The organism is Nocardia nova, assembly GCF_002933465.1.
Classification (GTDB): Bacteria; Actinomycetota; Actinomycetes; order Mycobacteriales; family Mycobacteriaceae; genus Nocardia; species Nocardia nova_B.
In genome coordinates this window covers 1-25,496 of the sequence record NZ_PSZE01000019.1, presented here as the reverse complement: position 1 = coordinate 25,496, position 25,496 = coordinate 1, and the positions used below count along the sequence as shown (strand labels likewise).

The following is a 25,496-nucleotide window of genomic DNA, read 5'->3' as shown; positions in this document are numbered from 1 at the left end:
CCGCTAACGTCGGTCCAATGAGTGAGGCTGTCGTCTCCCCGGTGAGTGGGGAGTCTGCCGGGGTGGAGTCGCTGCCATTGACCGGCGAACGGACCGTGCCGGGAATCGCGGAGGAGAACTACTGGTTCCGCCGACACGAGATCGTCTACGCACGCCTGCTCGAACGATGCGGCGGGGCAACGGTTCTGGAGGCAGGCTCCGGCGAGGGCTACGGCGCGAACATGATCGCCGACGTCGCCGCCCGGGTGATCGGCCTGGACTACGACACCAGCGCGGTGGAGCATGTGCGCGCGGCCTACCCTCGGGTCGAGATGATCCAGGGCAACCTCGCCGAACTGCCGCTCGACGACGCCTCGGTCGACGTGGTGGTGAACTTCCAGGTCATCGAACATCTCTGGGACCAGGGTCAATTCCTGCGCGAATGCCTGCGAGTGCTGCGTCCCGGCGGGCAGCTGCTGATCAGCACGCCGAACCGGATCACCTTCTCGCCCGGTCGCGATACGCCGTTGAACCCCTTCCACACTCGCGAGCTGAACGCCGCCGAACTCGCGGAACTGCTGGAGCAGGCCGGATTTCGCGTCGACGTCATGGCCGGGGTCCATCACGGCCCGGCGCTGGTCGCTCTCGACGAACAGTGGGGCGGCTCGTTCATCGACGCGCAGATCGAGCGAGCGCTGGCCGGTGAACCCTGGCCCGCCGAACTGACCGCGGCGGTGGCCGGTGTACACACCGACGATTTCGAACTGCGCCCGGCCCTCGGTTCGGCCGTCCCGGCGCGGGATCCGGAGATCGATGCCAGCCTCGATCTGGTCGCCATCGCGGTGAAGCCGTGAGCGATTCGCGAGCGGTGCCGGGTCGGTTCAGCCTGGTCCTGCATTCTCATCTGCCCTGGCTGGTGCATCACGGCCGGTGGCCGGTGGGTGAGGAATGGCTGTATCAATCGTGGGCGGCGTCCTATCTGCCGGTCGCCCGGGTGCTGAGAACCCTTGCCGCGGAAGGACGTTCGCATCTGCTCAGCTTCGGCGTCACGCCGGTGCTGGCCGCGCAGCTCGACGATCCGCACGCGCTGGCGGCGATGCACCACTGGCTGGGGAATTGGCAGATGCGTGCCGACGAGGCATCGATGGCCGGCAAGCGCGAGCTGGGCGGCTACGAACACGCACTGGCCGCCGACGCCCTCGCCGATTTCGAGCAGCGGTGGCGGCACGGCGGATCGCCGGTGTGGCGGGAACTGATCGACGCCGAGGCGATCGAACTGCTGGGCGGACCGCTGGCGCACCCGTTCCAGCCGCTGCTCGATGCGCGCCTGCGCGACTTCCAGTTGCGTGAAGGTCTGGCCGACGCGCGGCATCGTTGGGGGCACACCCCGGCGGGGATCTGGGCGCCGGAATGCGGCTTCACCCCGGGAATGGAACGGGGCTATGCCGCGGCGGGTGTGAGGCATTTCATGGTCGACGGTCCGGCGCTGCGTGGCGACACCACCCTCGGCCGGCCCGTCCGGGACAGCGATGTGGTCGCGTTCGGACGGGATCTGCAGGTCAGCTACCGGGTGTGGTCGCCGAAATCCGGATATCCGGGCCAGGCCCACTACCGCGACTTCCATCACTACGACGACGAGACCGGTCTCAAACCGGCCCGCGTCACCGGCAAGCAGGTCGCCGGTCCGGACAAGGCGCCCTATGATCCCGCGGCCGCCGCGGCGGCGATCGAACGCGATGTCGCCGATTTCGTGACGACCGTACGCGAACGATTGATCACCGAATCCGAGCGGATCGGCCGACCGGCGCTGGTGGTGGCGGCCTTCGACACCGAACTGTTCGGCCACTGGTGGCATGAGGGGCCACAGTGGCTGGAACAGGTGTTGCGCGCCCTGCCGGAGGCCGGGGTCACCGTCGCCACCCTGGCCGATGCGCGGGCGGACGGATTCGTCGGCGAACCCGTCGAGCTGGCCGATTCCTCCTGGGGGTCGGGTAAGGACTGGCGGGTGTGGGCCGGTGATCAGGTCCGCGACCTGGTCGAGCTCAACGCCGAGATCGTGCGTGCGGCCCTGGACACTCTGGACAAGATGGCCGCGCAGTCCGACGGTCTGCGCGATCCGGTCGCCGACCAATTGCTGCGCGAGGCGATTCTGGCCGTCTCCAGCGACTGGGCGTTCATGGTCAGCAAGGACTCCGCCGCGGGATATGCCCGCGACCGCGCACATCAGCACGCGCACGCCGTCCGCGAGATCGCCGCGGCCGTTACCGCGGGCCAACTCGCCAAAGCACGGCAGTTGGCGGCAGGATGGTACGCGGCCGACGGATTCTTCCCCGCTCTCGACGCGCGCCGACTCGACGCCCGAGGTACGGACATCCCCGCAGTCGGTCACCGCTCGGCGGGAGCAACAGAAGGACCGGCATGAAGATCTTGATGGTGTCGTGGGAGTACCCACCGGTGGTTGTCGGTGGGCTCGGCCGGCACGTCCATCATCTGGCCGTCGAACTGGCGGCCGCCGGTCACGAGGTCGTGGTGCTGGCCCGCCGGCCGATGGGCACCGACGCCACCACCCATCCCACCCACACCTTCATCGAGGATCGGGTGCTGGTGGTCGCGGTCGCCGAGGATCCGCCCGCCTTCGACTTCGGTGCGGACATGCTCGCCTGGACCCTGGCCATGGGCCATGCGATGGTCCGCGCCGGTATCGCGTTGAGCAAACCGGGTATCGCCGAGGGCTGGACGCCCGATGTGGTGCACGCCCACGACTGGCTGGTCGCCCATTCGGCGATCGCCCTGGCCGAGTACTACGACGTGCCGTTGGTCTCGACCATCCATGCCACCGAGGCCGGCCGGCACAGCGGCTGGGTCTCGGGCCGGGTCAACAAACAGGTCCATTCGGTCGAGTGGTGGCTGGCTCGCGAATCCGATGCCCTTATCACCTGTTCGACCTCGATGCAGGACGAGGTGGAAAAGCTCTACGGCCCCGAACTCGTGCCGGTGACGGTGATCCGCAACGGAATCGACGTGGGGGCGTGGACATTTCGCGACCGCGCGCCGCGTTCGGGTCCGCCGCGGCTGCTGTACGTGGGCCGGCTCGAATACGAGAAGGGCGTCCAGGACGCCATCGCCGCACTGCCCCGGATCCGGCGCGCACATCCCGGCGCCACGCTGACCATCGCGGGGGTGGGCACGCAGTTCGAATGGCTGCGCGAGCGCGCGCGGGTCCATCGGGTGGCCCGCGCGGTGAATTTCGCAGGCCGCCTGGACCATGCCGAACTGCTGGGCTGGCTGCACGGCGCCGACGCGATCGTGCTGCCCAGTCGCTACGAGCCGTTCGGCATCGTCGCGCTCGAGGCCGCCGCGGCCGGAACGCCGCTGGTGACCTCCACCGCGGGCGGGCTCGGTGAGCTGGTCGTCGACGGGGTCACCGGGGCTTCGTTCGAACCTGCGGATGTGACCGGTCTGGTCGAGGCGGTGACAGCCGTCCTCGACGATCCGATCGCGGCACAGCAGCGTGCGTACGCGGCCCATGCTCGGCTGACCGCCGATTTCGCCTGGGATGTGGTGGCGGCGGAGACGATTCAGGTCTATCAGGCCGCCAAGCGCCGGGTCCGCAATCCGCTGGGCCGCCCGGTGATCACCGAACGCCCACTGCCGGAACGGGATCCGAACCACCCGCTGTGATCGGCCGGGCGGTGGTCGGCGCTCGCAGCTTCGCCCGCGAGAACGCCTGACCGCTGCTTACTGCGGCCGCGTCGGTGCGTCCGACGTGGCGGTTTCGGGCGAGTGGGCCAACTCGGGGGAACGACGCAGTGAACGTTCGGTGTGACGGGGATCTCGTTCACCGGACTGGCATTCGCTCGACACTCGAACGTCGCCGCCTCGCCGAATCGGCCTGGCTTCATCGACACCATGACGCCATCGTCCGTGCTGAATCCGACCCGCACGACAGGCCCAGGGGTGGCGGCGCCACAGTACTCCCTGGTTGTGTCCTCCGATCTCGACCATCGCCGGGCCGCGCAGCGGCTGCGCTACCGGGTGTTCGCCGGCGAACCCGGATTCGACATTCCCTTCAGCGCCGAGGGCCTGGACGCCGACCGGTTCGACGAGCACTGCGACCATCTGCTGGTGCGCGACGAGGCCTCCGGCGAATTCGTCGGTTGCTACCGGATGCTGCCGCCGGACAAGGTGCGCGCGGCCGGCGGGTACTACACGGCCACCGAATTCGATCTGAGCGCCATGGATCCCGAAGGGCGCCGGATCGTCGAAATGGGCCGCGCCTGTGTGGTTCCGGACCATCGCAACGGCTCGGTGCTGACGCTGATGTGGGCCGGAATCCTGCACTACATCCAGCTCACCGGCTACGACTGGGTGATGGGGTGTGTCTCGGTTCCGATGCGCGACACTCCCGCCGATCCGCCCGGTGCGAACGTGGCCGCGGTCCGGGATCTGTTGCTGAGCAAGCACGCCGGTGATCCGGCCCGTCGCGTGCGCCCGTACCGCCCGGTCGTGGTCGACGGCCGCGCGCTCGACGAACTGGCTGCCCCGGCCCGGCCGAAACTTCCCCCGCTGCTGCGCGGTTACCTGCGCCTGGGCGCCGAGATCTGCGGTGAACCGGCCCACGACCCGGATTTCGGCGTCGCGGATTTCGTCGCCCTCCTCGGCCTGGAAACGATCAACACCCGCTACCTGGAACGCCTGCAGAGCGCTGCGGGAGCCATGGACGCCCGCGCGTCGGAGGGCACAGACGCCCGCGCGTCGGAGGGCACAGACGCCCGCGCGTCGGAAGGCACAGACGCCCGCGCGTCGGAAGGCACAGACGCCCGCGCGTCGGACGCCGATGCCGCGCGGGCCCGCGATACGGGCGGAGGAGCACGATGACCGAGACAACCGATGTACGAAGCGGCGCGGAGACTGCCGGCCGGGCGGCGGCCGAGCCCGTCAGCGCGGCGGCGGAGACGCCGTTCGATCCTCGGCCCATGGCGGCACCGCCGGCGGTGCACGCATGGATGCCCGCGAGTCCGTGCGGCGCCGGCTGTGTGGCCGTGCCCGATACCGCGGGCGCGGTGCGGAGTGTGGCGCGGATCGCGGGTGTGGTGGGGTTGCTGGTTGCGTTTCCGGTGGTCAATGTGGTGACGCCGGCTGCCCGGCGGACAGGCTTGCATCGGCGGTACGCACGGGCCGTATTGCGCTGCTGCGGAATCGCTTTGCGAGTCGTCGACGAGCGAGGGGCGGTCGACGACGGTTCGGTGCGAGGCGGTGGCGCTCCCAGTGATTCCGGGCGCGGTCTGCTGGTGGTGGCCGGGCACGTCGGATGGGCCGATGTGCTGGCGTTGGCGGCGGTCTCGCCGATGGGCTTCGTGGCCCGCGGCGACCTGGTGTCGTGGCCGGTGCTGGGGCAGCTGGCCCGGCTCATGCGCGTGATCCCGATCGATCGAGAGCGGTTGCGGCAGTTGCCCGAGGTGATCGTGGCGATGTCGGCGCGGCTGGCGGCGGGGGAGCGGATCGGCATGTTCCCCGAGGGCACCACCTGGTGTGGCCGGGCCCACGGCCGGCTGCGACCCGCACTGTTCCAGGCAGCGGTCGACACCGCTACGCCGGTACAGCCGATCCGGCTGCGCTATCTGAACCGCGCCGGCGAGACGTCGACGGTCCCCGGCTTCGTCGGGGTGGACACCTTCCTCGACTCGGCCCGTCGCGTCCTGCGCGCCAAGGGCGTCGTCGCCGAACTCGTCCTGCTGCCGATCGAGGAACCGGGCACCGACCGCCACGACCTGGCCGAGCGCTGCGATCGCGCCATCCGCGGCCGCACCGAGGTGCGCTTCGACGCCCACGCCACGGCCGTCGGCACCGGCCCGACCCGCGAGATCGTCGTCGCCGAAGCGGCCTCCTGACCGCACCGACCGGCGCTCAGTCGTGCGGGATCAGGCGGTGGGCGGTCAGGACGATGTGGTCGACGCGACTGCGCAGGGCGGTGTTCTCCCCGTTGAGCCGGCGGAACTCGTGCACGAACTGCGCGGCCAGTTCCCGCAGCTTGGTGTTGGTCTCCTGGGAACGCCAGCTCAGCACCCGGAACGCCTGTTCGGGACTGATGCCGTAGGCCAGCGTCAGCGCGCCCTTGGCCTGTTCGATCACCGCGCGGGACTCGATCACCTCGGGCAGTACCTCCGACAGCGCATCGTTGCGCTCCTCGGCGATCGTCTCGGTGACGTCGACGAAATATCCGCCGGCCCCGATCACCGCGCCGTCATCGTCGGTGAGTTGTTCGCCGACAACGATGATCTCGCGGGTTTCGCCGCCGGCATCGACGATGCGGTGCTGACCACAGATGGGCTCGCCGGTTTTCACCGAAGCCGCGATGCTGGCCGCCAGTTCCGCGTGGTCGTCCGGATGTTTGTGCGAGATGAGCAGGTCGGTGGTGGGCTCGGTATCGGCGCTCGGGTACCCGTACATCTGCGCCGCCTCGTCCGACCATTCCCAGCGCTGATCGGCGAACCAGAAACGAAACCAGCCGACATTTTCGCAGGGCCGCGCGCCGAGCGCGTTCGTCAAGGGCTCGAGCGGCGCGATGCGTGGCGACTGTTCCGTACTCACGTTTCACAGTATCCGCTGTGTCGCGCTCCGAGCCGACACCAGGTCGGGCGGTATGTGACGCGCTCCGCGCGCCCGATCTGTTTGGTATGAGGGTTTCGGGGCATCTTGTGTCGGTATACAGGACATTCGACTCGAGAGGACTGGGATCAGTCGTGGTTGCGTTGCTCATGGTGATCGGCTCGATATCACTGATCGTCATTGCGGTGCATGCGGCGGTGGTCGCGGTGTGGACGGCGAAATTGCGCCTTCGGCGCACCTCTGCCGCCATCGGCGCAGGGGCGCCTCTCGTAGCGAAAACCGTTGTGCACCAGCCCCTTCTCCGGTCTCGGGCAGGTGCCGACGCGACGTCCTGATCGCGGCCTGCGCCATGGTGCGCGCAGCGTGTTCGGCCGGGGTTCGATAGGATCGGTAAGCCTCACGGTCGAAAAACGGGCCGCTGAGCAAGTCGGCGTGCGCTCGGGCCGCCACTTCTTTGATCGGAGGCAGCATTGTCGAAGCGTGCCGTCCCAGGCACGGTTGCTGTTCCCTCGTCGCGGTCCGATGCGGCCGGTGCGCTGCGGGCCGACATCGTGCGACCTCGTCGCAGCGGCGATGCGACCCCGCGGCCCCGCCCGGCCGCGGTGACGGAACAGTCCCCACGGTTTCGCGATGTATCCGGCTGTTCTGCGGGCCACTCGTCCGAGGGTTCGTCCAAGGGTCCCCATTCCGCATCCGTTCGAGACGACGGTCGCGGCTCCACCGTGCGCCCGCCCCTCGACGGCGTCACGCCGCTGGGCACCGCCTCCCCGCTCGGGCAGACGATCCTGCTGGTCGAGGACGACCCCGGTGATGCCCTGCTGGTCGAGGAACTCGTTGCCGACGGTGCGCCCGGCGTGCGCCTGGAACATGTGCGCTCGCTCGCCGAAGCGGGTGCGTGGCTGGCCGCGGGCCTGCCCGACTGTGTGCTGCTCGATCTGAACCTGCCCGATTCCCACGGCTTGGACGCGCTCGCGCAGTTGCGGGAGTACACCGATCAGGTCGCGGTCGTGGTGATGACCGGCCTGGACGAGGAACAGACCGGTCTGGCCGCGATGGCGGCCGGTGCGCAGGACTACCTCGTGAAGGGCCGGGTCGAGCCGGAGTGGTTCGGCCGGGCCGTGCGCTACGCGATTCAGCGCAAACAGGCCGAGCGCACCACCGCGGCGCTGCGCGCGAGCACTATGCGCGCCCAGGAGAACGCCCGCCTGGAACGCGGGCTGCTCCCCAAGCCACTGCTGCGCGGTGCGCCGATCGTCGATGTGGTCTCGCGTTATCGTCCCGGACGCGCGCATTCGCTGCTCGGCGGCGATTTCTACGACGTCGTTCAGGAGGCCGACGGCACGGTGCACGCGCTGATCGGCGATGTGGCCGGCCACGGCCCGGACGAGGCCGCGATCGGCGTGGGTCTGCGATTGGCTTGGCGCACACTGGTATTCAGCGGCATCACCGGGCCCCGGCAGCTGCGACTGCTGGAGGAGGTGCTGGTCGCCGAACGCACCGGCCCGCAGACCTTCGCCACCCTCACCACGCTGCACGCCCTGCCCGGTCGCGGCGCCGTCGAGGTGATCCGGGCCGGTCACCCCGGCATGCTCGTCCATTCGCCGACCGGCACCGAATGGCTGGAGGTGCCCGGCGGACCGGCGCTCGGCTTCATGCCGGGCCGGGCGGACTGGCCGGTCTCCGAGGTGACCGTGCCGGCCGGTACCGGGCTGGTGCTGTTCACCGACGGCCTGTTCGAGGTGCGGACCGGCACCGGCGATCGGCTCGGTGAAGATGGCCTGCTGGCGATGGCGAAGGGGGTGCCGGTCGAACAGCCCGCCCGTTATCTCGACGAGTTGCTGGGCCAGGTCGAATCCGCGGCCGCCCCGGCCGGGGGACTCGACGACGACCTGGCGATCGTCTATCTGCGCTGGCACGGGGGTGAGCGGGTCCGGTGAACGACGTCCGACACCGCGATGGGGTCGTCGGCCGGCTCACCGCACAGATGTGGTTTCAGCTGGTTCTCGCCCTGATGCTCGTGGTGGTGATCGCCGGCGCGATCGCCGCCGCGCAAGTGATCGCCCATACCGACGCCATCGAAGACCGATTGCTCGATCGCTCCCAGCCGGCCGCGACCGAGGCGTATCGGATACAAGCCGCCTTGATCAACCAGGAAACCGGCCTGCGCGGCTACGCGATCTCGGCCGACCAGCAGTTCCTGCAGCCCTACAACAAGGGTGTCGCCGACGAGACCGCCGCCGTGGCACGGCTGCGTGAGGTGGCCGCCGGCCGCCCTGTGCTGCTCGACGATCTGGACGCCGTCGAGGCCGCCGCGCAGCGCTGGCGTTCCGAATACGTGCAGCCGATGATCGCGGCGGCGGGGAATGTGTCGCCGGCCGACTCCGCCGATCTGGTCACTCGCGGCAAGGCCCTGTTCGACGAGCTGCGCAAGAAATTCGCCGCACAGAACGCGGACTCGGCGGCCGCGATCGCCGAGGACCGCCGCGACCTCGACCACGCGCGCACCGTGCGCGACAGTGTGCTGATCGCGGTGGTCGTCCTCATTCTGCTCACCGGCCTGGCACTGACCGTGCTGATCCGGCGGCTGGTCGCCCGCCCGCTCGACGAGCTCACCGAGGCGTCCCGGCGGGTATCGGCCGGTGAGTTCGATCATCACATCGAGGCGCACGGTCCGGCCGACCTGGCCACGGTCGCCGAGGCGGTCGAGGAGATGCGCGTGCGCATCGTCTCCGAACTGGGGTCCTCGCGGGCGCAGGAGGTGCTGCTCGCCCGGCAGGCCGACGATCTGGATCGCCAGACGGTCCAACTGCGCCGCTCGAATGCCGAACTCGAGCAGTTCGCCTACGTCGCCTCCCACGACCTGCAGGAACCGCTGCGCAAGGTCGCCGCGTTCTGTCAGTTGCTGGAGAAGCGTTACGGCGATCAGCTCGACGAGCGGGCCAAACAGTACATCGATTACGCCGTCGACGGCGCCAAGCGGATGCAGCGGCTGATCAACGATCTGTTGACCTTCTCGCGAGTGGGCCGGGTGATCGAGGGCAACGAGCTCGTCGGTTTGGACTCGACGCTGAATTCGGCGCTGGACAATCTGTCCGGCGCGATCGAGGAATCCGGCGCGGTGGTCGAGCGCCCGGAGCAGCTGCCCGACGTCGCGGGCCAGCCGATACTGCTGACGATGTTGTGGCAGAACCTCATCGGCAACGCCGTGAAATTCCGCACCCCCGGTACCGCGCCGGTGGTGCGCATCGAGTGCGAGCCGGGCGATCACCCGGACGAATGGCGATTCTCCGTGTCCGACAACGGGATCGGCATCCCGCCGGAATTCGCGGACAAGGTCTTCGTGATCTTCCAGCGCCTGCACAACCGGGAGGACTACAGCGGCACCGGCATCGGCTTGGCGCTGTGCAAGAAGATCGTCGAGTACCACGGCGGGGATCTGTGGATCGACACCGAATACACCGGCGGCACCCGGTTCCGCTTCACCCTGGCGACCCAAGACGCCATGCCCGCACCGATCGAACCCGTATCCGAAGGAGCCGACGCATGACCGCACCGGTGAGCCAGCCCATCGACATCCTGCTCGTGGAGGACGACCCCGGCGACGAGCTGATGACCCGAGAGGCGTTCGAGGACAACAAGATCGGCAATACGCTGCACGTCGCCCGCGACGGTCAGGAAGCGCTCGACTTCCTCTACCGGCAGGGGGAATTCGCGCAGGCGCCGCGGCCCGACTTGATCCTGCTCGATCTGAATTTGCCGAAATACGACGGCCGCCAAGTTCTGGAAAAGATCAAATCCGATCCGGATCTCAGCCATATTCCGGTGGTAGTACTCACCACGTCGGCAGCCGAAGAGGACATTCTGCGCAGTTATCGGCTGCACGCGAACGCCTATGTGACCAAACCGGTCGACCTGGATCAATTCATCGCCGCGATCAAGCACATCGACGAATTCTTCGTTCAGGTCGTCCGGTTGCCCCGACAGCGATGACGCCGGCGGTGAGGAACGCGGCGGGCCGGCGCCGGATCAGGCCGAGGTGGTCTGCTCCGGCGCGGCCAGCGCATCCGCGACGGTCGGGAACAGGCGCAGCAACGCGTCCAGTGCGGTCACCTCGATCGGGCGGCGCACCGCGGGCGACGCGACCACTCGCAGGCCGCCCGTCGCGGTGGACTGGGAGGTGGCGAGCAGCACGCTCAGCCCGGCCGATCCGAGGAAACCGACCTCGGTCATATCCAGCACCACGGCGGTGGGCTGGGCCTGCAGCGCCCGGTCGAGAGCCGATTGCAGCTCCGGCGCGGAATTCATGTCCACCTCACCGGCCACGGTCACGACCACGGCCGAACCTTCCGTGCGCTGCTCGGTGCGCAGCAGGGGTGACACCCGTTCGCCGCTCATCGGGCCGACCCCAGCGCGAGGCGATTCGTACCGCATTTCGCCACTTCGATACCTCCGGCGTATTCCGATCTGCGCCGCTGTCCGCGGCGTGGCGACGATTCGCCGCTGACCAACATACCCGTTTCGGCGCGATCCGAACGGGGGCCGTCACCGCGATCGGAGGGCGTTCGGCGGGCGCTCGCGTACGCTGTGAAATCGTTTCGCGGCACGATATTTGGGAGCAACGAATGGGCATGGTCGAGAAAGTGTCCCCGGACGCGGGGACCACTGCGGTCGGATTCCAGGTACCGGCCGATGCGGCGCAATTGATGATGGTCCGGGCGTTGACCGAAACCGTCGCTCTGGTCGCCGATTTCGGTATCGACGAGGCCACCGATATCCGTCTCGCCGTCGACGAGGTGGTCAGCGCGCTGATCGTGGACGCGGCCGCCGATTCCGTGGTCGATTGCACATTCACCGCGAGCGATACCACCATGGACGTGCGCGTCGCCGCCGTCACCACGACCGCGGGCGGCCCGGACACCCACAGCTTCGGCTGGCACATCGTCTCGACCCTGACCCAGTGGGTGAAGACCGAGAGCTCGGACTACGACGCAGCCGTGGGCGGGCACCCGACCGTCGTCGAATTCCGCTGGGCACGTGGCGGAACAGATGTCGACTGAGAACGATACCGGCGCCGCGCGCCACCCCGACGGCTACGACGACGTCGCACCGCTGTTCGTCGAGCTCTCCGCCCTGCCCGAGGGCGATCCGGAGCGCGACCGGCTGCGCGAACGGATCATCAACCGCTGCCTGCCGCTGGCCGAGCACATCGCGCGCAAGTTCAGCGGGCGCGGCGAGAACTTCGAGGATCTCCTGCAGATCGCCCGGGTCGGCCTGGTCGCGGCCGTCGACCGGTTCGATCCCACGCAGGGGTCGCCGTTCCTCGCCTTCGCGGTGCCGACGGTGATGGGCGAGGTGCGCCGCCACTTCCGCGATCACACCTGGGCGCTGCGTGTGCCCCGGCGAATCAAGGAGATTCAGACCGCGCTGGGGCCGACCGTGGAGACGCTCTCGCAACGGCTGGGCCGGATGCCGCGGGCGCGCGAGATCGCCGAGGAGATGGGCGCCGATCTGGGCGAGGTGACGCAGGCGCTGATCGCCCGCAACGCCTACCAGACCCAGTCGCTGGACACGCCGACCTCGGACGACGACAGCCGCTCCGGTAATGCGATCCTCGACACGCTGGGCGACGTCGATCCGACCTTCGGCGCGATCGACGACACTCTGACCGTGAAGCCGCTCATCGACGCCTTGCCGGAGAAGGAGCGGTACGTGCTGACCATGCGTTTCTTCGGTGGGATGACGCAGGAACAGATCGCGCGGGAACTCGGCTGTTCCCAGATGCAGGTCTCGCGGATCTTGACCAGAACGCTCAAACAGCTGCGCGAGAAGGCGCTGCGCGACTGAGTAGGCGAACGGCGCCGCGTGGCGCCCGGGAAAGGGGGTATCGCGGATGCCGAGGAGATCATCGAGTGGAGATCATCGGTTGCGATCGGAATGAGGACATGAGCGGATTTCCAGATCCCCCGGGCGACCCCGCCCCAGGGCCCGCGATACGCGAGCCGCACCCGCTGCGGGTGGCCCCCTTCGAGGCGAATTTCCCGTCGCAGGCCGACCGGATCGCCGAGGTGCGCCACGATCTGCGGGCCTGGCTCGAGCGCGGGGGAATCGGCTCGGAACAGATCTACGACTTGTTGCTGGCGGTGGACGAGGCATGCACGAACGCCGTGGAGCACGGCTACCGCGACGGCGCCGGCATGGTCGGGCTGCGCGGTGAGATCAGCGGCTCGGACCTGTACCTGACCATCGTGGACCACGGCAGCTGGGAACCCCGTGCCGAGGTTCCGGATCCCGTGCGCGGGCGCGGACTGGCGATCATGCGCGCCCTGGTGCGCGACGTCGAGATCACCACCGGTGCCGACGGGACCCGAGTCGCGATGCACGCCGAAATCGCTTCGGCGCCAACGGGTTCGAAGTCGGTCGCCGGTCAGGGCCGGGGGTAGGCCGTTAATCCGCCGGGATAGCGGGTATGCGGGATACGGACGGCGAGCGAGGCGGGCGCCGCGGCGGGACTTTTCGGGCCCGCGCCCGGGTTGTACCGGTGCGAGACTTGGGGCGGGGACCCGATCCGAAGGAGGAAGCGTGACCGACACGCGCAAGGCGATTCTGGCAGGCGGATGCTTCTGGGGTATGCAGGAGCTGATCCGCAAGCAGCCGGGTGTGATTTCCACGCGCGTCGGATATACCGGCGGGCGCAACGATCACCCCACCTACCGCAACCATCCGGGGCACGCCGAGGCCGTGGAGATCGTCTACGACCCCGCGCGTACTGATTACCGGGCCCTGCTCGAGTTCTTCTTCCAGATCCACGATCCGTCGACGAAGGACCGCCAGGGCAACGACATCGGCAGCAGCTATCGGTCCGCGATCTTCTATCTCGACGACGAGCAGAAGGCGATCGCGCTCGACACCATCGCCGATGTGGACGCCTCCGGTCTGTGGCCGGGCAAGGTGGTCACCGAGGTGACCCCGGCGTCCGATTTCTGGGAGGCCGAACCCGAGCACCAGGACTACCTGCAGCGCTATCCGGAGGGCTACACCTGCCACTTCCCCCGGCCGGGCTGGAAGCTGCCCAAGCGCGCCGCGACCTCGCAGACCTCGCAGTAGGCCGTCATGTCGGATCGCACCCGTCGCTCACGTATCGGTAATCCGCTCTCCGCTCTCGGACGGGCGATCGCGCGGATCCCCTGGGTGATGCGCACCGGTCCGGTCGTCGTCGTCCTGGAACGCATCATCCGCCAGATCACCGGCGGCCGGCACGGAGTGCTCGATTTGGCGGGCCTGCCGTCGATGGAGCTGACGGTGCGCGGACGTAAATCCGGGTTGCCGCGGACAGTGTCGCTGCTGTACGTACCGGACGGGCCCGAGCGGTATCTGCTGATCGGGTCCAACTGGGGGCGGCCGGAGCATCCGTCCTGGTCGGCGAACCTCGCCGCGGCCTCCGATGCCGAAATCAACAGCGGCGGTAAGCGGATCAAGGTGCGGGTCCGTCGGCTGAGCGGCACCGAGCGCGAGGAGGCCTGGGCCCGCGCGGTGGCCTATTGGCCCGGTTACGCCATGGAGCAGCGTCTGGCGGGCGCGCGCCGGTTCCGGCTGTTCGAACTGACGCCCATCTGAGCCGAGGTCGATCGTCCGCGCCGGCCGGTTTCGCTCCCGCGACGAGCCGACCTGCTGGACAATGGGGCCGAGCCGACGATGTGCGGCCCGGCCCCAGGCGCCGCCGGAACGCACGGTGCGGACCGAGCGGCGACGGGTGAGGCGGATGCGATCAGGACACGACAGTGCTCTGCTGCGGCGACGCGCGGCACTGGAACGGCAGTGGGCGCGTTGGGTTCCGAGCCCGCGCGACCTCCCGGCGACCGCGGCCGTGTGTGCTCTCGAATCCGGCCCCATCGCCCCCGATATCCCCGATGCCCCCGATGCCGAGGGGTCGCTGGGACGAGAACCACATGGGCACCAACGCGCTGTCGCTGGCGTTGCACACCGGTCGCCCGAGCAGCGTGTTCTCCGCCGAGCATCTGGTCGAGGCACTGCACGGCTGGGTCTGCTACTGCGCGCCGATCCGGTCCGCTGACGGCCGCCAGCTCGGTGTGCTGGATCTGTCCACCACCTGGGATCGCTCGCATCCATTGGCCATGTCCACGGTGCTGTCGCTCACTGCGGCGGTGGAGGCGAAACTGCAAGGGGGCGTGGCGAATACGGCCCCAGGTGTGCGACTGGAATGTCTCGGTGGCGCCGCGCTGACCCGGGCCGGGCGGCCGCTGCGACTGCGCCGGCGGCTGCTCGAGATCCTCGCCCTGCTCGCCCTCGAACCCGACGGCTACACACCGGAGCGGTTGCAGCTGGCCGTCTACGGCGACCGGCCCACCGGATCCAGCACGCTCAAGGCCGACGTCTCGCATCTGCGCCGCGCCACCGGCGGCGATATCAGCAATCGGGTCTATCGGCTGACCACACCGGTGTCCTGCGATGCGACCGATATGCTCGCCGCCCTGGCCGCCGGGGACACCGCCACCGCCGTGCGGCTGTATCGCGGCCCGCTGCTGCCGGGCTCGCAGACACCGGGCGTCGTCGAATGGCGCGAATATCTGGAGGTCGGTATCCGCACCGCGGTGCTGTCGGCCGGCGAGGCCGAATACGCGCTGGACTACGGCGCCAAAGCACCCGGGGACATCGAGATCCACGAACACGCGCTGCGGCTGCTGCCCGCTCGCGACGCGCGCCGCGCGGTGGCCGCCGCGCGCTTGCACAGCGCACTGCGAAGCTGATCGCGGCACTGCGAAGCTGATCGCGACACTGCGAAGCTGATCGCGACACTGCGAAGCTGATCGCGACGCGCCCGCCGCATTCAACCTTGTGCCAACCCTCGCGGCTCATAGTGGTCCACATCACGACGTCCCCTGTCGTGATGCGACCCTTCGTGACTCATCGAGGAGCACCCGTCATGATCTACGCCAAGCCCGGCGCCGAAGGCAGCATCGTCTCCTACGCCGACCGCTACGACAACTTCATCGGTGGCGAATGGACGGCACCGGTCGAGGGCAGATACTTCGAGAATCCGTCGCCGGTCGACGGGGAAGTCTTCTGTGAGGTGGCACGATCGTCGGCTGCTGATGTGGAGTTGGCGTTGGATGCCGCGCATGGCGCCGCCGACGCGTGGGGTGCGACCTCGGCCGCCGAGCGCGCCAACATCCTGAACAAGATCGCCGACCGGATCGAGGCGAATCTCGACCAGCTGGCCGTCGCCGAAACCTGGGACAACGGCAAGCCGGTGCGCGAAACCCTCGCAGCCGACCTGCCTTTGGCCGTCGATCATTTCCGCTACTTCGCCGGCGCCATCCGCGCCCAGGAAGGCGGGGTCAGCGAGATCGATGCCGACACCATCGCCTATCACTTCCACGAGCCGCTGGGCGTGGTCGGCCAGATCATCCCGTGGAACTTCCCGATCCTCATGGCGACCTGGAAGCTGGCGCCCGCGCTGGCCGCCGGTAACGCGGTCGTGCTCAAGCCCGCCGAGCAGACCCCGGCCTCGATCATGAAGGTGGTCGAGCTGATCGGCGATCTGCTCCCGCCGGGAGTTCTCAACGTGGTCAACGGTTTCGGCGTCGAAACCGGTAAGCCGCTGGCATCCAGCCCCCGCGTGGCCAAGGTCGCGTTCACCGGTGAGACCACCACCGGCCGGCTGATCATGCAGTACGCCAGCGAGAACATCATCCCCGTCACCCTCGAACTGGGCGGCAAGAGCCCCAACATCTTCCTGCCCGATGTGATGGCCGCCGACGACGCGTTCCTCGACAAGGCGGTCGAGGGCTTCGTGATGTTCGCCCTCAACCAGGGTGAGGTGTGCACCTGCCCGTCGCGCGCGCTGATCCACTCCTCCATCTACGACGAGTTCATGGCACGCTGCCTGGAACGGACCAAGGCCATCGTCAGCGGCAACCCGCTCGACAGCGAGACCATGATCGGCGCCCAGGCCAGCAACGACCAGTACGAAAAGATTCTGTCCTACATCGACATCGGCCGCAAAGAAGGCGCCGAGGTCCTCACCGGCGGCAGCCAGCGCAAGGTCGACGGCCTGCCGGGCGGCTTCTACGTCGAGCCCACCATCTTGAAGGGCACCAACGACATGCGGGTCTTCCAGGAGGAGATCTTCGGCCCGGTCGTCGCGGTCACCACCTTCGACTCGACCGAGCAAGCCCTCGCGATCGCCAACGACACCCTCTACGGCCTCGGCGCCGGTGTGTGGAGCCGTGACGGCAACACCGCCTATCGGCTGGGCCGTGGCATCAAAGCCGGCCGGGTATGGACCAACTGCTACCACGCCTACCCCGCACACGCCGCCTTCGGCGGCTACAAGAAGTCCGGCATCGGACGCGAGAACCACCGCATGATGCTCGACCACTACCAGCAGACCAAGAACCTGCTGGTCAGCTACTCACCCAACAAACTCGGCTTCTTCTGATGGGTACCCGCGTCGGCCTGACCGAGGCCGCGCAGTCGTTGCTGGACAACCTGATTCGACAGCACGGCCCGGTGATGTTCCATCAGTCGGGCGGCTGTTGCGACGGTAGCGCGCCGATGTGCTTCCCGCGCGGGGAATTCCGCGTGGGCGCCTCGGACGTGCTGCTCGGCCGGGTCGGCGCCGATACTCCGTTCTGGATGAGCGCCGATCAGTACGAGTACTGGAAGCACACCTATCTCACCGTCGACGTGGTTTCCGGGCGGGGGAGCGGATTCTCGCTCGAAGCCCCCGAGGGGGTGCGGTTCCTGATCCGGTCCCGGCTGCTGACCGATGACGAAGTGGCCGAACTCGATTCCGAGCCGCCACCGCTCACCGGGGCGGATGCGCCGAGTTGACCGATGCCGCCGGCGAGGCGGATCCGTGGGTGCACAACGCCCGCAGATCCGTCTCGCCGCGGTGCGTGCGGCGTATCCTGGCCGGGATCGTTCGCCAGTATCCGTATCGAGGTGCCGCTCGAGAATCAGTGCCCGGTCCGCGGCATCGGTGACGAGAGGGGCCGCATGTCGGCGCGTACGGCTTTGTTCATCACCTGCGTCAACGACGTCATGTATCCGGGGACCGGCCGGGCGGCGGTGACCTTGCTGCGCCGGCTCGGCGTCGAGGTCGAATTCCCGATGGCCCAGAGTTGTTGCGGCCAGATGCATGCCAACACCGGATATCGGGCCGATACCGCGACAATGGCCCGGCATTTCGTCTCGGTCTTCGGTGACTACGACCGGATCGTCGTGCCGTCCGCCTCGTGCGGCGCGGCGCCGGGCGAGTTCTACCGGGTGGTGGCCGCGCAGGTCGGCGATGCCGCGCTGGCCCGCGCTGCCGAGGCGCTGCTCCCCAGAATCCGGGAGCTGACCGAATTCCTCACCGACGACCTGGGTGTCGTCGACGTGGGTGCCTATTTCCCACATCGGGTGACCTACCATCCGACCTGTCATTCGCTGCGCGTGCAGCGCATCGGCGACCGGCCGTACCGATTGTTGCGGGCGGTGGCCGGATTGGAGCTGGTCGAATTGCCCGCGGCCGACGAATGCTGCGGATTCGGTGGCACGTTCGCGGTGAAGAATGCCGCCGCCTCCGGCGCGATGAACGCCGACAAGGCCGCACACGTGCGCGAGACGGGCGCGAGCGTGGTGACGGCCGTGGACAATTCGTGCCTGATGAATATCGGCGGGCGCCTGGCCGCCGACGCGACGCCGGTGCGCGATCTGCATCTGGTGGAAATCCTGGCGCGCACGAAGGCCGACGGGCCGATGCCCGGGCTGCCGGTGGCCGCGGGAGTGCGCTCGTGAGTAAGAGTTTCGTGGGCTGGCCCCCGTTCCCGCAGGCCGCGCGGATCGCGACCGCGGACGAACAGTTGCGTGCCAATGTGCACCGTGCCACCCACACCATCCGCGCCAAGCGCGACGCCCTGGTGGCCGAACGCCCGGACTGGCAGGAACTGCGGACCGCCGCCGCCGCGGTCAAGGACGATGTGTTGCGCCGTCTCGACACCTATCTCGAGCGATTGGCCGATGCGGTGGAGGGCGCCGGGGGAGTGGTGCATTGGGCGACCGACGCCGCCGAGGCCAATGCCGTCGTCACCGAATTGGTCCGGGCCACCGGTGAAACCGAGATCGTCAAGGCCAAATCCATGCTGTCGGAGGAGATCGGGCTGGACGAGGCGCTCGCCGCGGCCGGAATCGACACCCGCGAAACCGATCTCGCCGAGATCATCCTGCAACTGGGTGACGATCTGCCCTCCCATATCGTGGTGCCGTCGATGCACCTGAACCGCAGCCAGATTCGCGACATCTTCCGCCGCGAGATGGGCAAGCACGGGCGTCCGGCACCGGACGATCTGACCGACGACCCGCAGGCGCTCGCCGATGCGTCGCGGCTGCATCTGCGGGAGAAGTTCCTGCGCGCGAAGGTCGGCATCACCGGCGCGAATTTCCTTGTCGCCGAGAGCGGAACGGTGGTGATGGTGGAGTCGGAGGGCAACGGGCGGATGTGCCTGACCCTGCCGGAGACGCTGATCACGGTGGCCGGAATCGAGAAGGTGATTCCGAGCTGGCGCGACCTGGAGATCTATCTGGAGTTACTGGCCCGCAGCGCGACCGGGGAGCGGATGTCGCCGTACGTGTCGACCTGGACCGGCGTCACCGCACAGGACGGACCCTCGGCCTTCCACCTGGTGCTGGTGGACAACGGGCGTACGCGCGCCCTGCGCGACGAACTCGGACGGGAAGCGTTGCGCTGCATCCGGTGTGGCGCCTGCATGAATATCTGCCCGGTCTACGAACGTACCGGCGGACAGGCCTACGGTTCGGTCTATCCGGGCCCGATCGGCGCCATCCTCAACCCGCTGCTGAAGGGCGCCGACGATTCGCAGACCGCCTCGCTGCCGTACGCGTCGGCGCTGTGCGGGGCTTGTGACGACGTCTGCCCCGTCCGCATCGATATCACCGGGAATCTGCTGGCGCTACGCCACGAGGTCGCCGAGGGCGAGGCGGCGGTGAAACATCGAGTCGAGCGGGTGGCCTTCGACGCGATGGCGGGATTCATGAGCCATCCGGCGCTGTGGGGCGCGGCCGTGCGGTCGGCGGCGCGCATCGGCGTCGTGGTCCCGAAGCGGCACCTGCCCGGTCCGCTGGGCGGGTGGACCGACAGCCGGCGGGTACCCGACATCCCTGCTGAATCGTTTCGCCGCTGGTGGGCGCGCACCGAGGGCGGCCGCCACGATGACGGACCCCCACCGCACGACACCGCGAACGAGGACAGGGGTCCGTCGTGAATGCGCGCGAGACGATCCTGCGACGCGTCCGCGAGGCCCTCGGCGAACCGGCGGACGCGGTCACCGTGCCGCGCGACTATCTGCGGACCGCGCCGGGCGTCGACCCCGACGATGGCGCCGCGATCCTGGACCTGTTCGAACAGCGACTGGAACGTTATGGCGCACAGGTGCATCGGACTACTCTGGCCGGAGTCGCGGCGGCCGTGGATCGGGAACTGCGGCGCGCCTCGGCCCGTGTGGTGCTGACACCACCCGGACTGCCGGACATCTGGATGGCCCTGTGGGCGGACGGCTGCGAGCATCGCGTCGTGACCGACGACCCGCCCTTGACGACTCTCGAACTGGACGAGGTCGACGCGGTCGTGACCACCTGCGCCGCGGCGATCGCGCAATCGGGCACGATCGTGCTCGACGGCGACGCCGGCCAGGGCCGCCGCGCGGCCACACTCGTGCCGGACTGTCACGTGTGCGTGGTCCACGCCGAGCAGGTGAAATCCGCATTGCCGGAGGTCGTTCCGCGTGTGGACCCGCGCCGGCCGACCACCTGGATCAGTGGTCCGTCGGCGACGGTGGATATCGAGATGACTCGCGTGCAGGGCGTGCACGGACCGAGGCGGTTGATAGTGATACTCGTCGAGTGACGGCGAGAGCGGCTGCGACGTCATGCGAGGGTGCGGCCGGTGCTCGCCGGCGGCGACGGATCGACGCGCGGTGAAGGAGGTGTCCGATGACGGCCGAGGTGATGGGTCCGGGTGAGCTGGCGGCGCGGATCGTGCGGTCGGCGGACGGCGCGGGTGCGCGTCGGTACCTGGTCGGGGTGACCGGTCCGCCGGGAGCCGGAAAGTCCACCCTGGCAGCAGGTTTGGCGGACGCGGTGCGGAGGTTGGGGGTGCCCGCCGAGGTGGCCGGAATGGACGGATTTCACCTGAGTTCCGCGGTGCTGCGGCAGACCGGCGCGCTCGGCCGCAAAGGGCAGCCCGATACCTTCGATGTGGAGTCGTTCGTCGCGCGGCTCCGGGGGTTGCGCGACAGTGCGATCGGCGTGCCGGTGCCGTGGCCGGTCTACGATCGAGCCCGCCACGACCCGATCCCCGATGCGGTGACCTTCACCGGCGAACGGGTCGCGATCGTGGAAGGGAACTACCTTGTGCTGGATCGGCCGGGATGGCGGCAGGTGCGCGGGTATCTGGACGAGGTCTGGTATCTCGATGCCGAAGAGCCCGTCATCGAACAGCGCCTGTTGCGTCGGCATCTGCGTGGCGGGAAATCCCCGGATCGGGCGCAGGCCATGGTGTCCGGCAGCGATCTGCCGAACGCGCGCCTCATCGCGCAGAGCCGGGATCGAGCCGATCTGGTGCTTCGCGCGGTCCCCGGCGGCTACCGTCTTCTCCCGGCTCGGTAAGCCTGTCCCCGCGCGTGCGTGGGGCCGAGCCCGGCTGTCTCGTCCGTACGACTCGATGAGCGTGTCTCGGCGTGTGCCCGGACCGAGGCCCGGTCACCTCATTCGGTCAACTCGCCGAGCCTGTCTCCCCACGCGCGAGTACCGAAGAACCGGCAGGACAGGGTGGCGACCGCGGCGGCGCGGGTGAGCGCGTCGACGAAGCCGTGGCCGCGTGCGTGGTACGCGCAGAATGCGCCGTGCAGGATGTCCCCGGCGCCGAGTGTATCCGCGCCGTCGACCCCACCCACCGCGATCTCGCCCCGAATGCCGTTGGCGGAGTACGTGATCGGTTGGTGCCCGCGAGTGACGGCGACCGCATGGACCCCGATCCGGTGCAGGTGGTCGAATATGTCCTCGGTGTCCGGCGGCGCGAACGAGGCCGAGCAGATGGCGATGTCGACCAGCGGCAGCAACCGCGCGTGTTCCGGTTTCCAGCGACCACCGTCGAGGACCACCGGAATGCCCATACCGTGCGCCGCCCGCGCGATGCCGAGTGCCAGCTCGATGTGATGTCCGTCGACGCGCACCACCGATGCCTCCCGGACCCGATCCGCGAGTTCGTCGCCGAACGGCGCCCCGATGCCCGAACCATCCAGCGAGACAATGGTTCTCGTTCCGGCGCCGGCTGCGACGACGATGGAGGAGATCGGCGGCGGGTCCGTGCGCCGCGCCGTGGTGTCCACGAGTTCGACACCGTGGGACCGCAGATCGTCGCGGATCAGCGCGGCGAGCGGATGCCGTCCGACGGCGGTGAGCAGCCGGGCGCCGCCGGTCAGTATCGCGCAGGCCACCGCGGCATTGGCGGCCGGTCCGCCGGCGCCCAGAAACTGTTCGCGCGCCAGGGTTTTGGTGTCCTCGGCCGGATAGGCGTCCACAGCGTAGGCGAGGTCGACGGTGGTGAGGCCGACGAACAGCGGAACACTCATCTCATCCTTTCCGCACCGGCGAGAACCAGGTCGGCGGCTGCCGCCTCGATGCGTGCGCGGGCGACGCTGCGGCGCACTCCTCCCGCCAGTCGATCCACATCGGTGGTTCGCAATCGTCGGACACGGTCCCTTCGATTCGGGTCGTCTCGAGACGATACATCCGTGCACAATCGTTTCACAGGTGCGGTCGCCTGGATATGGCACCTACTGCTGCTGTGGGGTGCGGCCAACCGCGATCCGGCGATCTTCCAGGATCCCGCCACCGTCGAGCTGAGCCGCCCGACCAGCAAATCTCGCACCACCTGCCGCTCCGAATTCGCGGTTCGGAATAGGAGACCGCTCTTCGCCGGTTGCCGAAGAAGGACACCCGACTCGCGAAAGGACCGTCGATGCCGACCATGACTCGTGCCGAACGTGAGAAGTTCCTGGCCGAACTGCACGTGGGGGTGATCGCGGTGGAGCGCCCGGAGCGGGCTCCGCTGGCGGTGCCGATCTGGTACGGGTACGAGCCCGGCGGTGAGGTGGTGGTGTGGACCGACGCCGGGACGGTGAAGGAGCGGCTCATCCGGGCGGCTGGGCGGTTCTCGCTCACCGCGCAGGTGGAACAGCCGCCGTACCGGTATGTCACCGCAGAGGGCTCGGTCACCTCGATCGATCCGGCGTCGCCCGAGGTCGCACGCGCGATCGCGGTGCGGTACCTGGGACCCGAAGAGGGTGCCGCCTTCGCCGAACAGAATCTCGGCCCGGGTTCGCTGGTGATCCGCATGCGCCCCGAACGGTGGTTGAGTACCGACTACTCGAAGGAGTAGCCGACGCTGACCATGGGTTCGCTGGGTGTATGCCGTAGCGGAATCGGTTGCCGGGAAAGAACACGGTCGGTCGGAAGACCGCGTCCCGGTTCACCCTCGACGACGGTCCCGAGGCGTATCGGCGGCCGGCGGCTGCGCGGTCGTCGTGCCCTGAGCAGGTCGCGGCTGCGCGACCGACCGCCGGCCTCAAACGGCGAGCGCCGACTTGTTGTACTCCTCGAGCAGCCCCGCCGCGTAATCGCGCCGGTCATTGGTCGAGAGTCCGGCGCTTTTCTCGTAGTACCTGTCGAAGTCCTCGGCCACTGCCCGCGCGTCGTTGGGGTTGGCGGTGACGGCAGCGTTTGCCTGCTGATAGTCGCCACCACGCAGTTCCTGAACCATGTAATCGATATGGGTATGCCAGTCGCCGATATCCTCGCCAGGTCTCTTCGCGAAGGATTGGAGGCCGGAAAGCCGGCCGAAACGCCACTGGAACAGGCCCTTGGCCGATCCGTTGTCACCGGTGGCGGAAACGTCGAATCCCGACTCGAATTTCGCATTGGCGACGATGCCGGCCGCCTGAGCCGGCGTGAAGTGGTATGTGTCGATGAGATATTTCATCATCGCCATCGCGGTGGGCTTTTCCTTGGTGGGGATGATCGCGGTGCCCATGGAACCCGACTGGCCGCTCCACGGGGTGGTGCCGTTGTATCCCGCCGGAGTGATTCCGGCGGAGGGACTCGAAGTGGGCGATAGGGGCGGTATCGGATTGCTCGTGGGGGAGGACGGCGGGGCGTCGCCTTTGATCTTCAGCGCCGCGGCCGCGGCCTGGTCGGAGACACCGTGGACCTTGTCGTATGTCGTACCGACGGTCTCCCACACGCCTTTGAACAGGCCGTCGATGATGTCCCTGGGTAATTCCTTGTGGGAGGTGCCGTCCTTGTCCTTCACCGTCCGCACGGATTTGAAGGAGGCGTCGATCTTCGTATTGAGTTCTCCCACCGCGGTATCGACGGTCCCGTACGCCTCGGTCACGGCGTTGCCGATGCCCGCGGTTCGTACCACGATGCCCGCGTCCTTGCGCTGGATGCCGGACGTGGCCTTGTGCATCTGGCTCTTGTGATCGCTGTACTTGTCGATCATCGCCGACTCGTCCTCGGGATCGGCGATTCCCTGACCACGCAACATCCCGCGCAGGTCGGGAGCCTTCGACGGCGTACCCGAGCCGAGCAGCCGAACCTGTTCTTGGATGACCCCTTCCGCGGCGCTGAAGAGCGCTTTCAGGCCCGCCGGCGCACAGTCCGGGAGCTCGTGCAGATCGCCCAGTCGGCTGGTGCCATCGGAGCTCATGGGGGCCTCGCTCTCAACCAGGCAAAGTCGACACGCGTCGGTGACCGGACTTCCCGGGGCGGGAAGGAGGTCGTTGACCCTCGGCGACACGGTATTTCGTGTGCGCCGCCGACGCCGACCTGGTGGTGTCCACCGACATCACTGCCGGAAGCATAGGCGTGGCGTCGGACGGCTCTACTCCCGTCGCTGGGAAGAGATCCGCGCCGCGCCTACTCCGTCGCGCATTTGGACCATTTGTTGAACGGTCCCGATACCCCGTAGTTGTTCTGCGCGCTGGTGACGGCCTTGGATTCGGCCTCTTCCGCGGTGGTGCCCCAGGTGGAGGCCCAGCCGTTGTTCTGGCCGACGACCACCGCCACGCAGGCGTTGCGTGCCCATGCCGCCGGCTGTGCGCAACCGGGGCAACGGGTTTGGACCTGGTTGATGGCGTCGTCGGAGCTGATCGTGCTGCGCGCCCAGGTCACTTTGCCGGTGTCGGCGTCGTAGCCGGCGGCGATCCAGACATCGGCCGGTGGCGGCGGTGGCGGCGGCGGAACGTTGCGGGTGGTCTCCCGGGTCGTGGGTGCGGTCGAGGTCGAATACGTCGGCGACGGGCTGGTGGTCGACTGGTGGGCGGCCGCATCGTTATCGCTGTTCTTGTTGTGGTTGTGCACCACGATCACCGCGACGGCCACGCCCAGGACGAGTACCGCCACCACCACCGCGGCAACGATCGCCAGTACCTTGCCGCCACCCGAATTCGGCTGCGCCGCACCCGGATACGGGTAAGGCTGCCCGCCCGCGTACTGCGGATCCGGATACGGCTGCGGGTACGGTTGCGCGCCTGGATATCCACCGTCGGGGTAGCCGCCCGGCGGATGCGCCTGGCCGTACATCGGGGGCTGATTCGGATCGCCCGGATACGGCACCCCGGCGGGATATCCCTGTCCCGCGTGCACCGTGGGATCGTCGGATCCGGGTTGCGGATACGGCGGGCCCGGTTGACCTCCGGGATAGGCCTGGGTCGGCGGGGCGGGTTGCCCCGGATAGGCCTGGGTGGGCGGGGCCGGTTGCTGCGATGCGGCCCCACCGGCAGGTGTGCCGGGGGCCGGCATTCCACCTGGATAGGCCCGGGTCG

Annotated in this window: 25 protein-coding genes and 1 pseudogene; 21 read left to right on the top strand and 5 right to left on the bottom strand. The window is 68.5% G+C overall.

Annotated elements, in window-relative coordinates:
• The first annotated feature begins 17 nt into the window (after positions 1 to 17).
• The 5 genes and pseudogenes from C5E41_RS21535 (at position 18) to C5E41_RS21515 (ending at position 5,870) form a co-directional block, all read left to right on the top strand.
• Positions 18 to 833, top strand: a complete 816-nt coding sequence (locus C5E41_RS21535; RefSeq protein ID WP_104377599.1) for a class I SAM-dependent methyltransferase — start codon at positions 18 to 20, stop codon at positions 831 to 833.
• Positions 830 to 2,401, top strand: coding sequence for a 1,4-alpha-glucan branching protein domain-containing protein (locus C5E41_RS21530; RefSeq protein WP_104377598.1), 1,572 nt, complete (start codon positions 830 to 832; stop codon positions 2,399 to 2,401). Before C5E41_RS21535 ends, C5E41_RS21530 begins: the two co-directional genes overlap by 4 nt.
• On the top strand, positions 2,398 to 3,660 hold the full coding sequence (locus tag C5E41_RS21525) for a glycosyltransferase family 4 protein (protein ID WP_104377597.1): 1,263 nt from the start codon (positions 2,398 to 2,400) through the stop codon (positions 3,658 to 3,660). Before C5E41_RS21530 ends, C5E41_RS21525 begins: the two co-directional genes overlap by 4 nt.
• 228 nt (positions 3,661 to 3,888) lie before the next feature.
• A pseudogene (locus C5E41_RS21520) lies at positions 3,889 to 4,710 on the top strand (GNAT family N-acetyltransferase); the annotation flags it as partial.
• A gap of 143 nt (positions 4,711 to 4,853) precedes the next feature.
• Positions 4,854 to 5,870, top strand: coding sequence for a lysophospholipid acyltransferase family protein (locus C5E41_RS21515; protein ID WP_258081150.1), 1,017 nt, complete (start codon positions 4,854 to 4,856; stop codon positions 5,868 to 5,870).
• 16 nt (positions 5,871 to 5,886) lie between these two features.
• Here the strand turns inward: C5E41_RS21515 and C5E41_RS21510 are convergent, their stop codons facing one another.
• Positions 5,887 to 6,570, bottom strand: a complete 684-nt coding sequence (locus tag C5E41_RS21510; RefSeq protein WP_258081149.1) for a PAS and ANTAR domain-containing protein — start codon at positions 6,568 to 6,570, stop codon at positions 5,887 to 5,889.
• Between the two features lie 740 nt (positions 6,571 to 7,310).
• Here C5E41_RS21510 and C5E41_RS21500 point away from each other — a divergent pair.
• The 3 genes from C5E41_RS21500 to C5E41_RS21490 are packed head-to-tail and all read left to right on the top strand — an operon-like array spanning position 7,311 to position 10,578.
• Positions 7,311 to 8,525 (top strand): PP2C family protein-serine/threonine phosphatase, encoded by a 1,215-nt coding sequence (locus tag C5E41_RS21500; protein ID WP_258081148.1) that lies wholly within the window; start codon positions 7,311 to 7,313, stop codon positions 8,523 to 8,525.
• Between the two features lie 47 nt (positions 8,526 to 8,572).
• On the top strand, positions 8,573 to 10,135 hold the full coding sequence (locus C5E41_RS21495) for a sensor histidine kinase (protein ID WP_104377674.1): 1,563 nt from the start codon (positions 8,573 to 8,575) through the stop codon (positions 10,133 to 10,135).
• Positions 10,132 to 10,578 carry a response regulator gene (locus tag C5E41_RS21490; RefSeq protein WP_036504039.1) on the top strand — a complete coding sequence of 149 codons (447 nt, stop codon included), beginning with the start codon at positions 10,132 to 10,134 and terminating at the stop codon, positions 10,576 to 10,578. Before C5E41_RS21495 ends, C5E41_RS21490 begins: the two co-directional genes overlap by 4 nt.
• Before the next feature lie 36 nt (positions 10,579 to 10,614).
• Here C5E41_RS21490 and C5E41_RS21485 read toward each other — a convergent pair whose 3' ends face one another.
• The gene (locus tag C5E41_RS21485; RefSeq protein ID WP_104377595.1) at positions 10,615 to 10,983 is read right to left on the bottom strand and encodes an STAS domain-containing protein; all 369 of its coding nucleotides are present in this window, start codon (positions 10,981 to 10,983) and stop codon (positions 10,615 to 10,617) included.
• Between the two features lie 233 nt (positions 10,984 to 11,216).
• Between C5E41_RS21485 and C5E41_RS21475 the strand changes: the two genes are divergently transcribed.
• The 12 genes from C5E41_RS21475 (at position 11,217) to C5E41_RS21420 (ending at position 21,276) form a co-directional block, all read left to right on the top strand.
• Positions 11,217 to 11,645 (top strand): ATP-binding protein, encoded by a 429-nt coding sequence (locus C5E41_RS21475; RefSeq protein ID WP_258081146.1) that lies wholly within the window; start codon positions 11,217 to 11,219, stop codon positions 11,643 to 11,645.
• Positions 11,635 to 12,432, top strand: a complete 798-nt coding sequence (locus C5E41_RS21470) for an RNA polymerase sigma factor SigF (RefSeq protein ID WP_104377673.1) — start codon at positions 11,635 to 11,637, stop codon at positions 12,430 to 12,432. The genes C5E41_RS21475 and C5E41_RS21470 overlap by 11 nt, the downstream gene beginning before the upstream one ends.
• A 98-nt stretch (positions 12,433 to 12,530) precedes the next feature.
• Positions 12,531 to 13,028 carry an ATP-binding protein gene (locus C5E41_RS21465; protein ID WP_146097632.1) on the top strand — a complete coding sequence of 166 codons (498 nt, stop codon included), beginning with the start codon at positions 12,531 to 12,533 and terminating at the stop codon, positions 13,026 to 13,028.
• A gap of 187 nt (positions 13,029 to 13,215) precedes the next feature.
• Entirely contained in the window at positions 13,216 to 13,692 is a 477-nt protein-coding gene (msrA, locus tag C5E41_RS21460) for a peptide-methionine (S)-S-oxide reductase MsrA (RefSeq protein ID WP_439956456.1), read from the top strand.
• A gap of 6 nt (positions 13,693 to 13,698) precedes the next feature.
• Positions 13,699 to 14,202 (top strand): nitroreductase family deazaflavin-dependent oxidoreductase, encoded by a 504-nt coding sequence (locus C5E41_RS21455; RefSeq protein WP_258081145.1) that lies wholly within the window; start codon positions 13,699 to 13,701, stop codon positions 14,200 to 14,202.
• A 332-nt stretch (positions 14,203 to 14,534) separates the two neighbouring features.
• The gene (locus C5E41_RS21450; protein WP_181063352.1) at positions 14,535 to 15,353 is read left to right on the top strand and encodes a transcriptional regulator; all 819 of its coding nucleotides are present in this window, start codon (positions 14,535 to 14,537) and stop codon (positions 15,351 to 15,353) included.
• A gap of 176 nt (positions 15,354 to 15,529) precedes the next feature.
• Positions 15,530 to 17,047: an aldehyde dehydrogenase gene (adh, locus tag C5E41_RS21445; RefSeq protein ID WP_104377591.1), complete on the top strand. Its 1,518-nt coding sequence runs from the start codon at positions 15,530 to 15,532 to the stop codon at positions 17,045 to 17,047.
• Complete coding sequence (locus C5E41_RS21440; protein ID WP_104377590.1) at positions 17,047 to 17,442, top strand: DUF779 domain-containing protein; 396 nt, start codon at positions 17,047 to 17,049, stop codon at positions 17,440 to 17,442. The genes adh and C5E41_RS21440 overlap by 1 nt, the downstream gene beginning before the upstream one ends.
• A gap of 165 nt (positions 17,443 to 17,607) precedes the next feature.
• Complete coding sequence (locus C5E41_RS21435; RefSeq protein WP_104377671.1) at positions 17,608 to 18,390, top strand: (Fe-S)-binding protein; 783 nt, start codon at positions 17,608 to 17,610, stop codon at positions 18,388 to 18,390.
• Positions 18,387 to 19,874: a LutB/LldF family L-lactate oxidation iron-sulfur protein gene (locus C5E41_RS21430; RefSeq protein ID WP_104377589.1), complete on the top strand. Its 1,488-nt coding sequence runs from the start codon at positions 18,387 to 18,389 to the stop codon at positions 19,872 to 19,874. Before C5E41_RS21435 ends, C5E41_RS21430 begins: the two co-directional genes overlap by 4 nt.
• Positions 19,871 to 20,515, top strand: a complete 645-nt coding sequence (locus tag C5E41_RS21425; RefSeq protein WP_104377588.1) for a LutC/YkgG family protein — start codon at positions 19,871 to 19,873, stop codon at positions 20,513 to 20,515. The genes C5E41_RS21430 and C5E41_RS21425 overlap by 4 nt, the downstream gene beginning before the upstream one ends.
• A gap of 86 nt (positions 20,516 to 20,601) precedes the next feature.
• Positions 20,602 to 21,276, top strand: coding sequence for a nucleoside triphosphate hydrolase (locus C5E41_RS21420; RefSeq protein ID WP_219823222.1), 675 nt, complete (start codon positions 20,602 to 20,604; stop codon positions 21,274 to 21,276).
• 98 nt (positions 21,277 to 21,374) lie between these two features.
• Here C5E41_RS21420 and C5E41_RS21415 read toward each other — a convergent pair whose 3' ends face one another.
• The gene (locus C5E41_RS21415) at positions 21,375 to 22,241 is read right to left on the bottom strand and encodes a PfkB family carbohydrate kinase (protein ID WP_104377587.1); all 867 of its coding nucleotides are present in this window, start codon (positions 22,239 to 22,241) and stop codon (positions 21,375 to 21,377) included.
• A 389-nt stretch (positions 22,242 to 22,630) separates the two neighbouring features.
• Here C5E41_RS21415 and C5E41_RS21405 point away from each other — a divergent pair, with 389 nt between their 5' ends.
• On the top strand, positions 22,631 to 23,050 hold the full coding sequence (locus tag C5E41_RS21405; protein WP_181063351.1) for a pyridoxamine 5'-phosphate oxidase family protein: 420 nt from the start codon (positions 22,631 to 22,633) through the stop codon (positions 23,048 to 23,050).
• A gap of 186 nt (positions 23,051 to 23,236) precedes the next feature.
• Here C5E41_RS21405 and C5E41_RS21400 read toward each other — a convergent pair whose 3' ends face one another.
• Both C5E41_RS21400 and C5E41_RS21395 read right to left on the bottom strand, forming a co-directional pair.
• The gene (locus C5E41_RS21400; protein WP_104377585.1) at positions 23,237 to 24,379 is read right to left on the bottom strand and encodes a phage tail tip lysozyme; all 1,143 of its coding nucleotides are present in this window, start codon (positions 24,377 to 24,379) and stop codon (positions 23,237 to 23,239) included.
• A 209-nt stretch (positions 24,380 to 24,588) separates the two neighbouring features.
• Positions 24,589 to 25,496, bottom strand: a 908-nt coding sequence (locus C5E41_RS21395; protein ID WP_219823221.1) for a DUF4189 domain-containing protein, incomplete at its 5' end; no start/stop codon positions are given.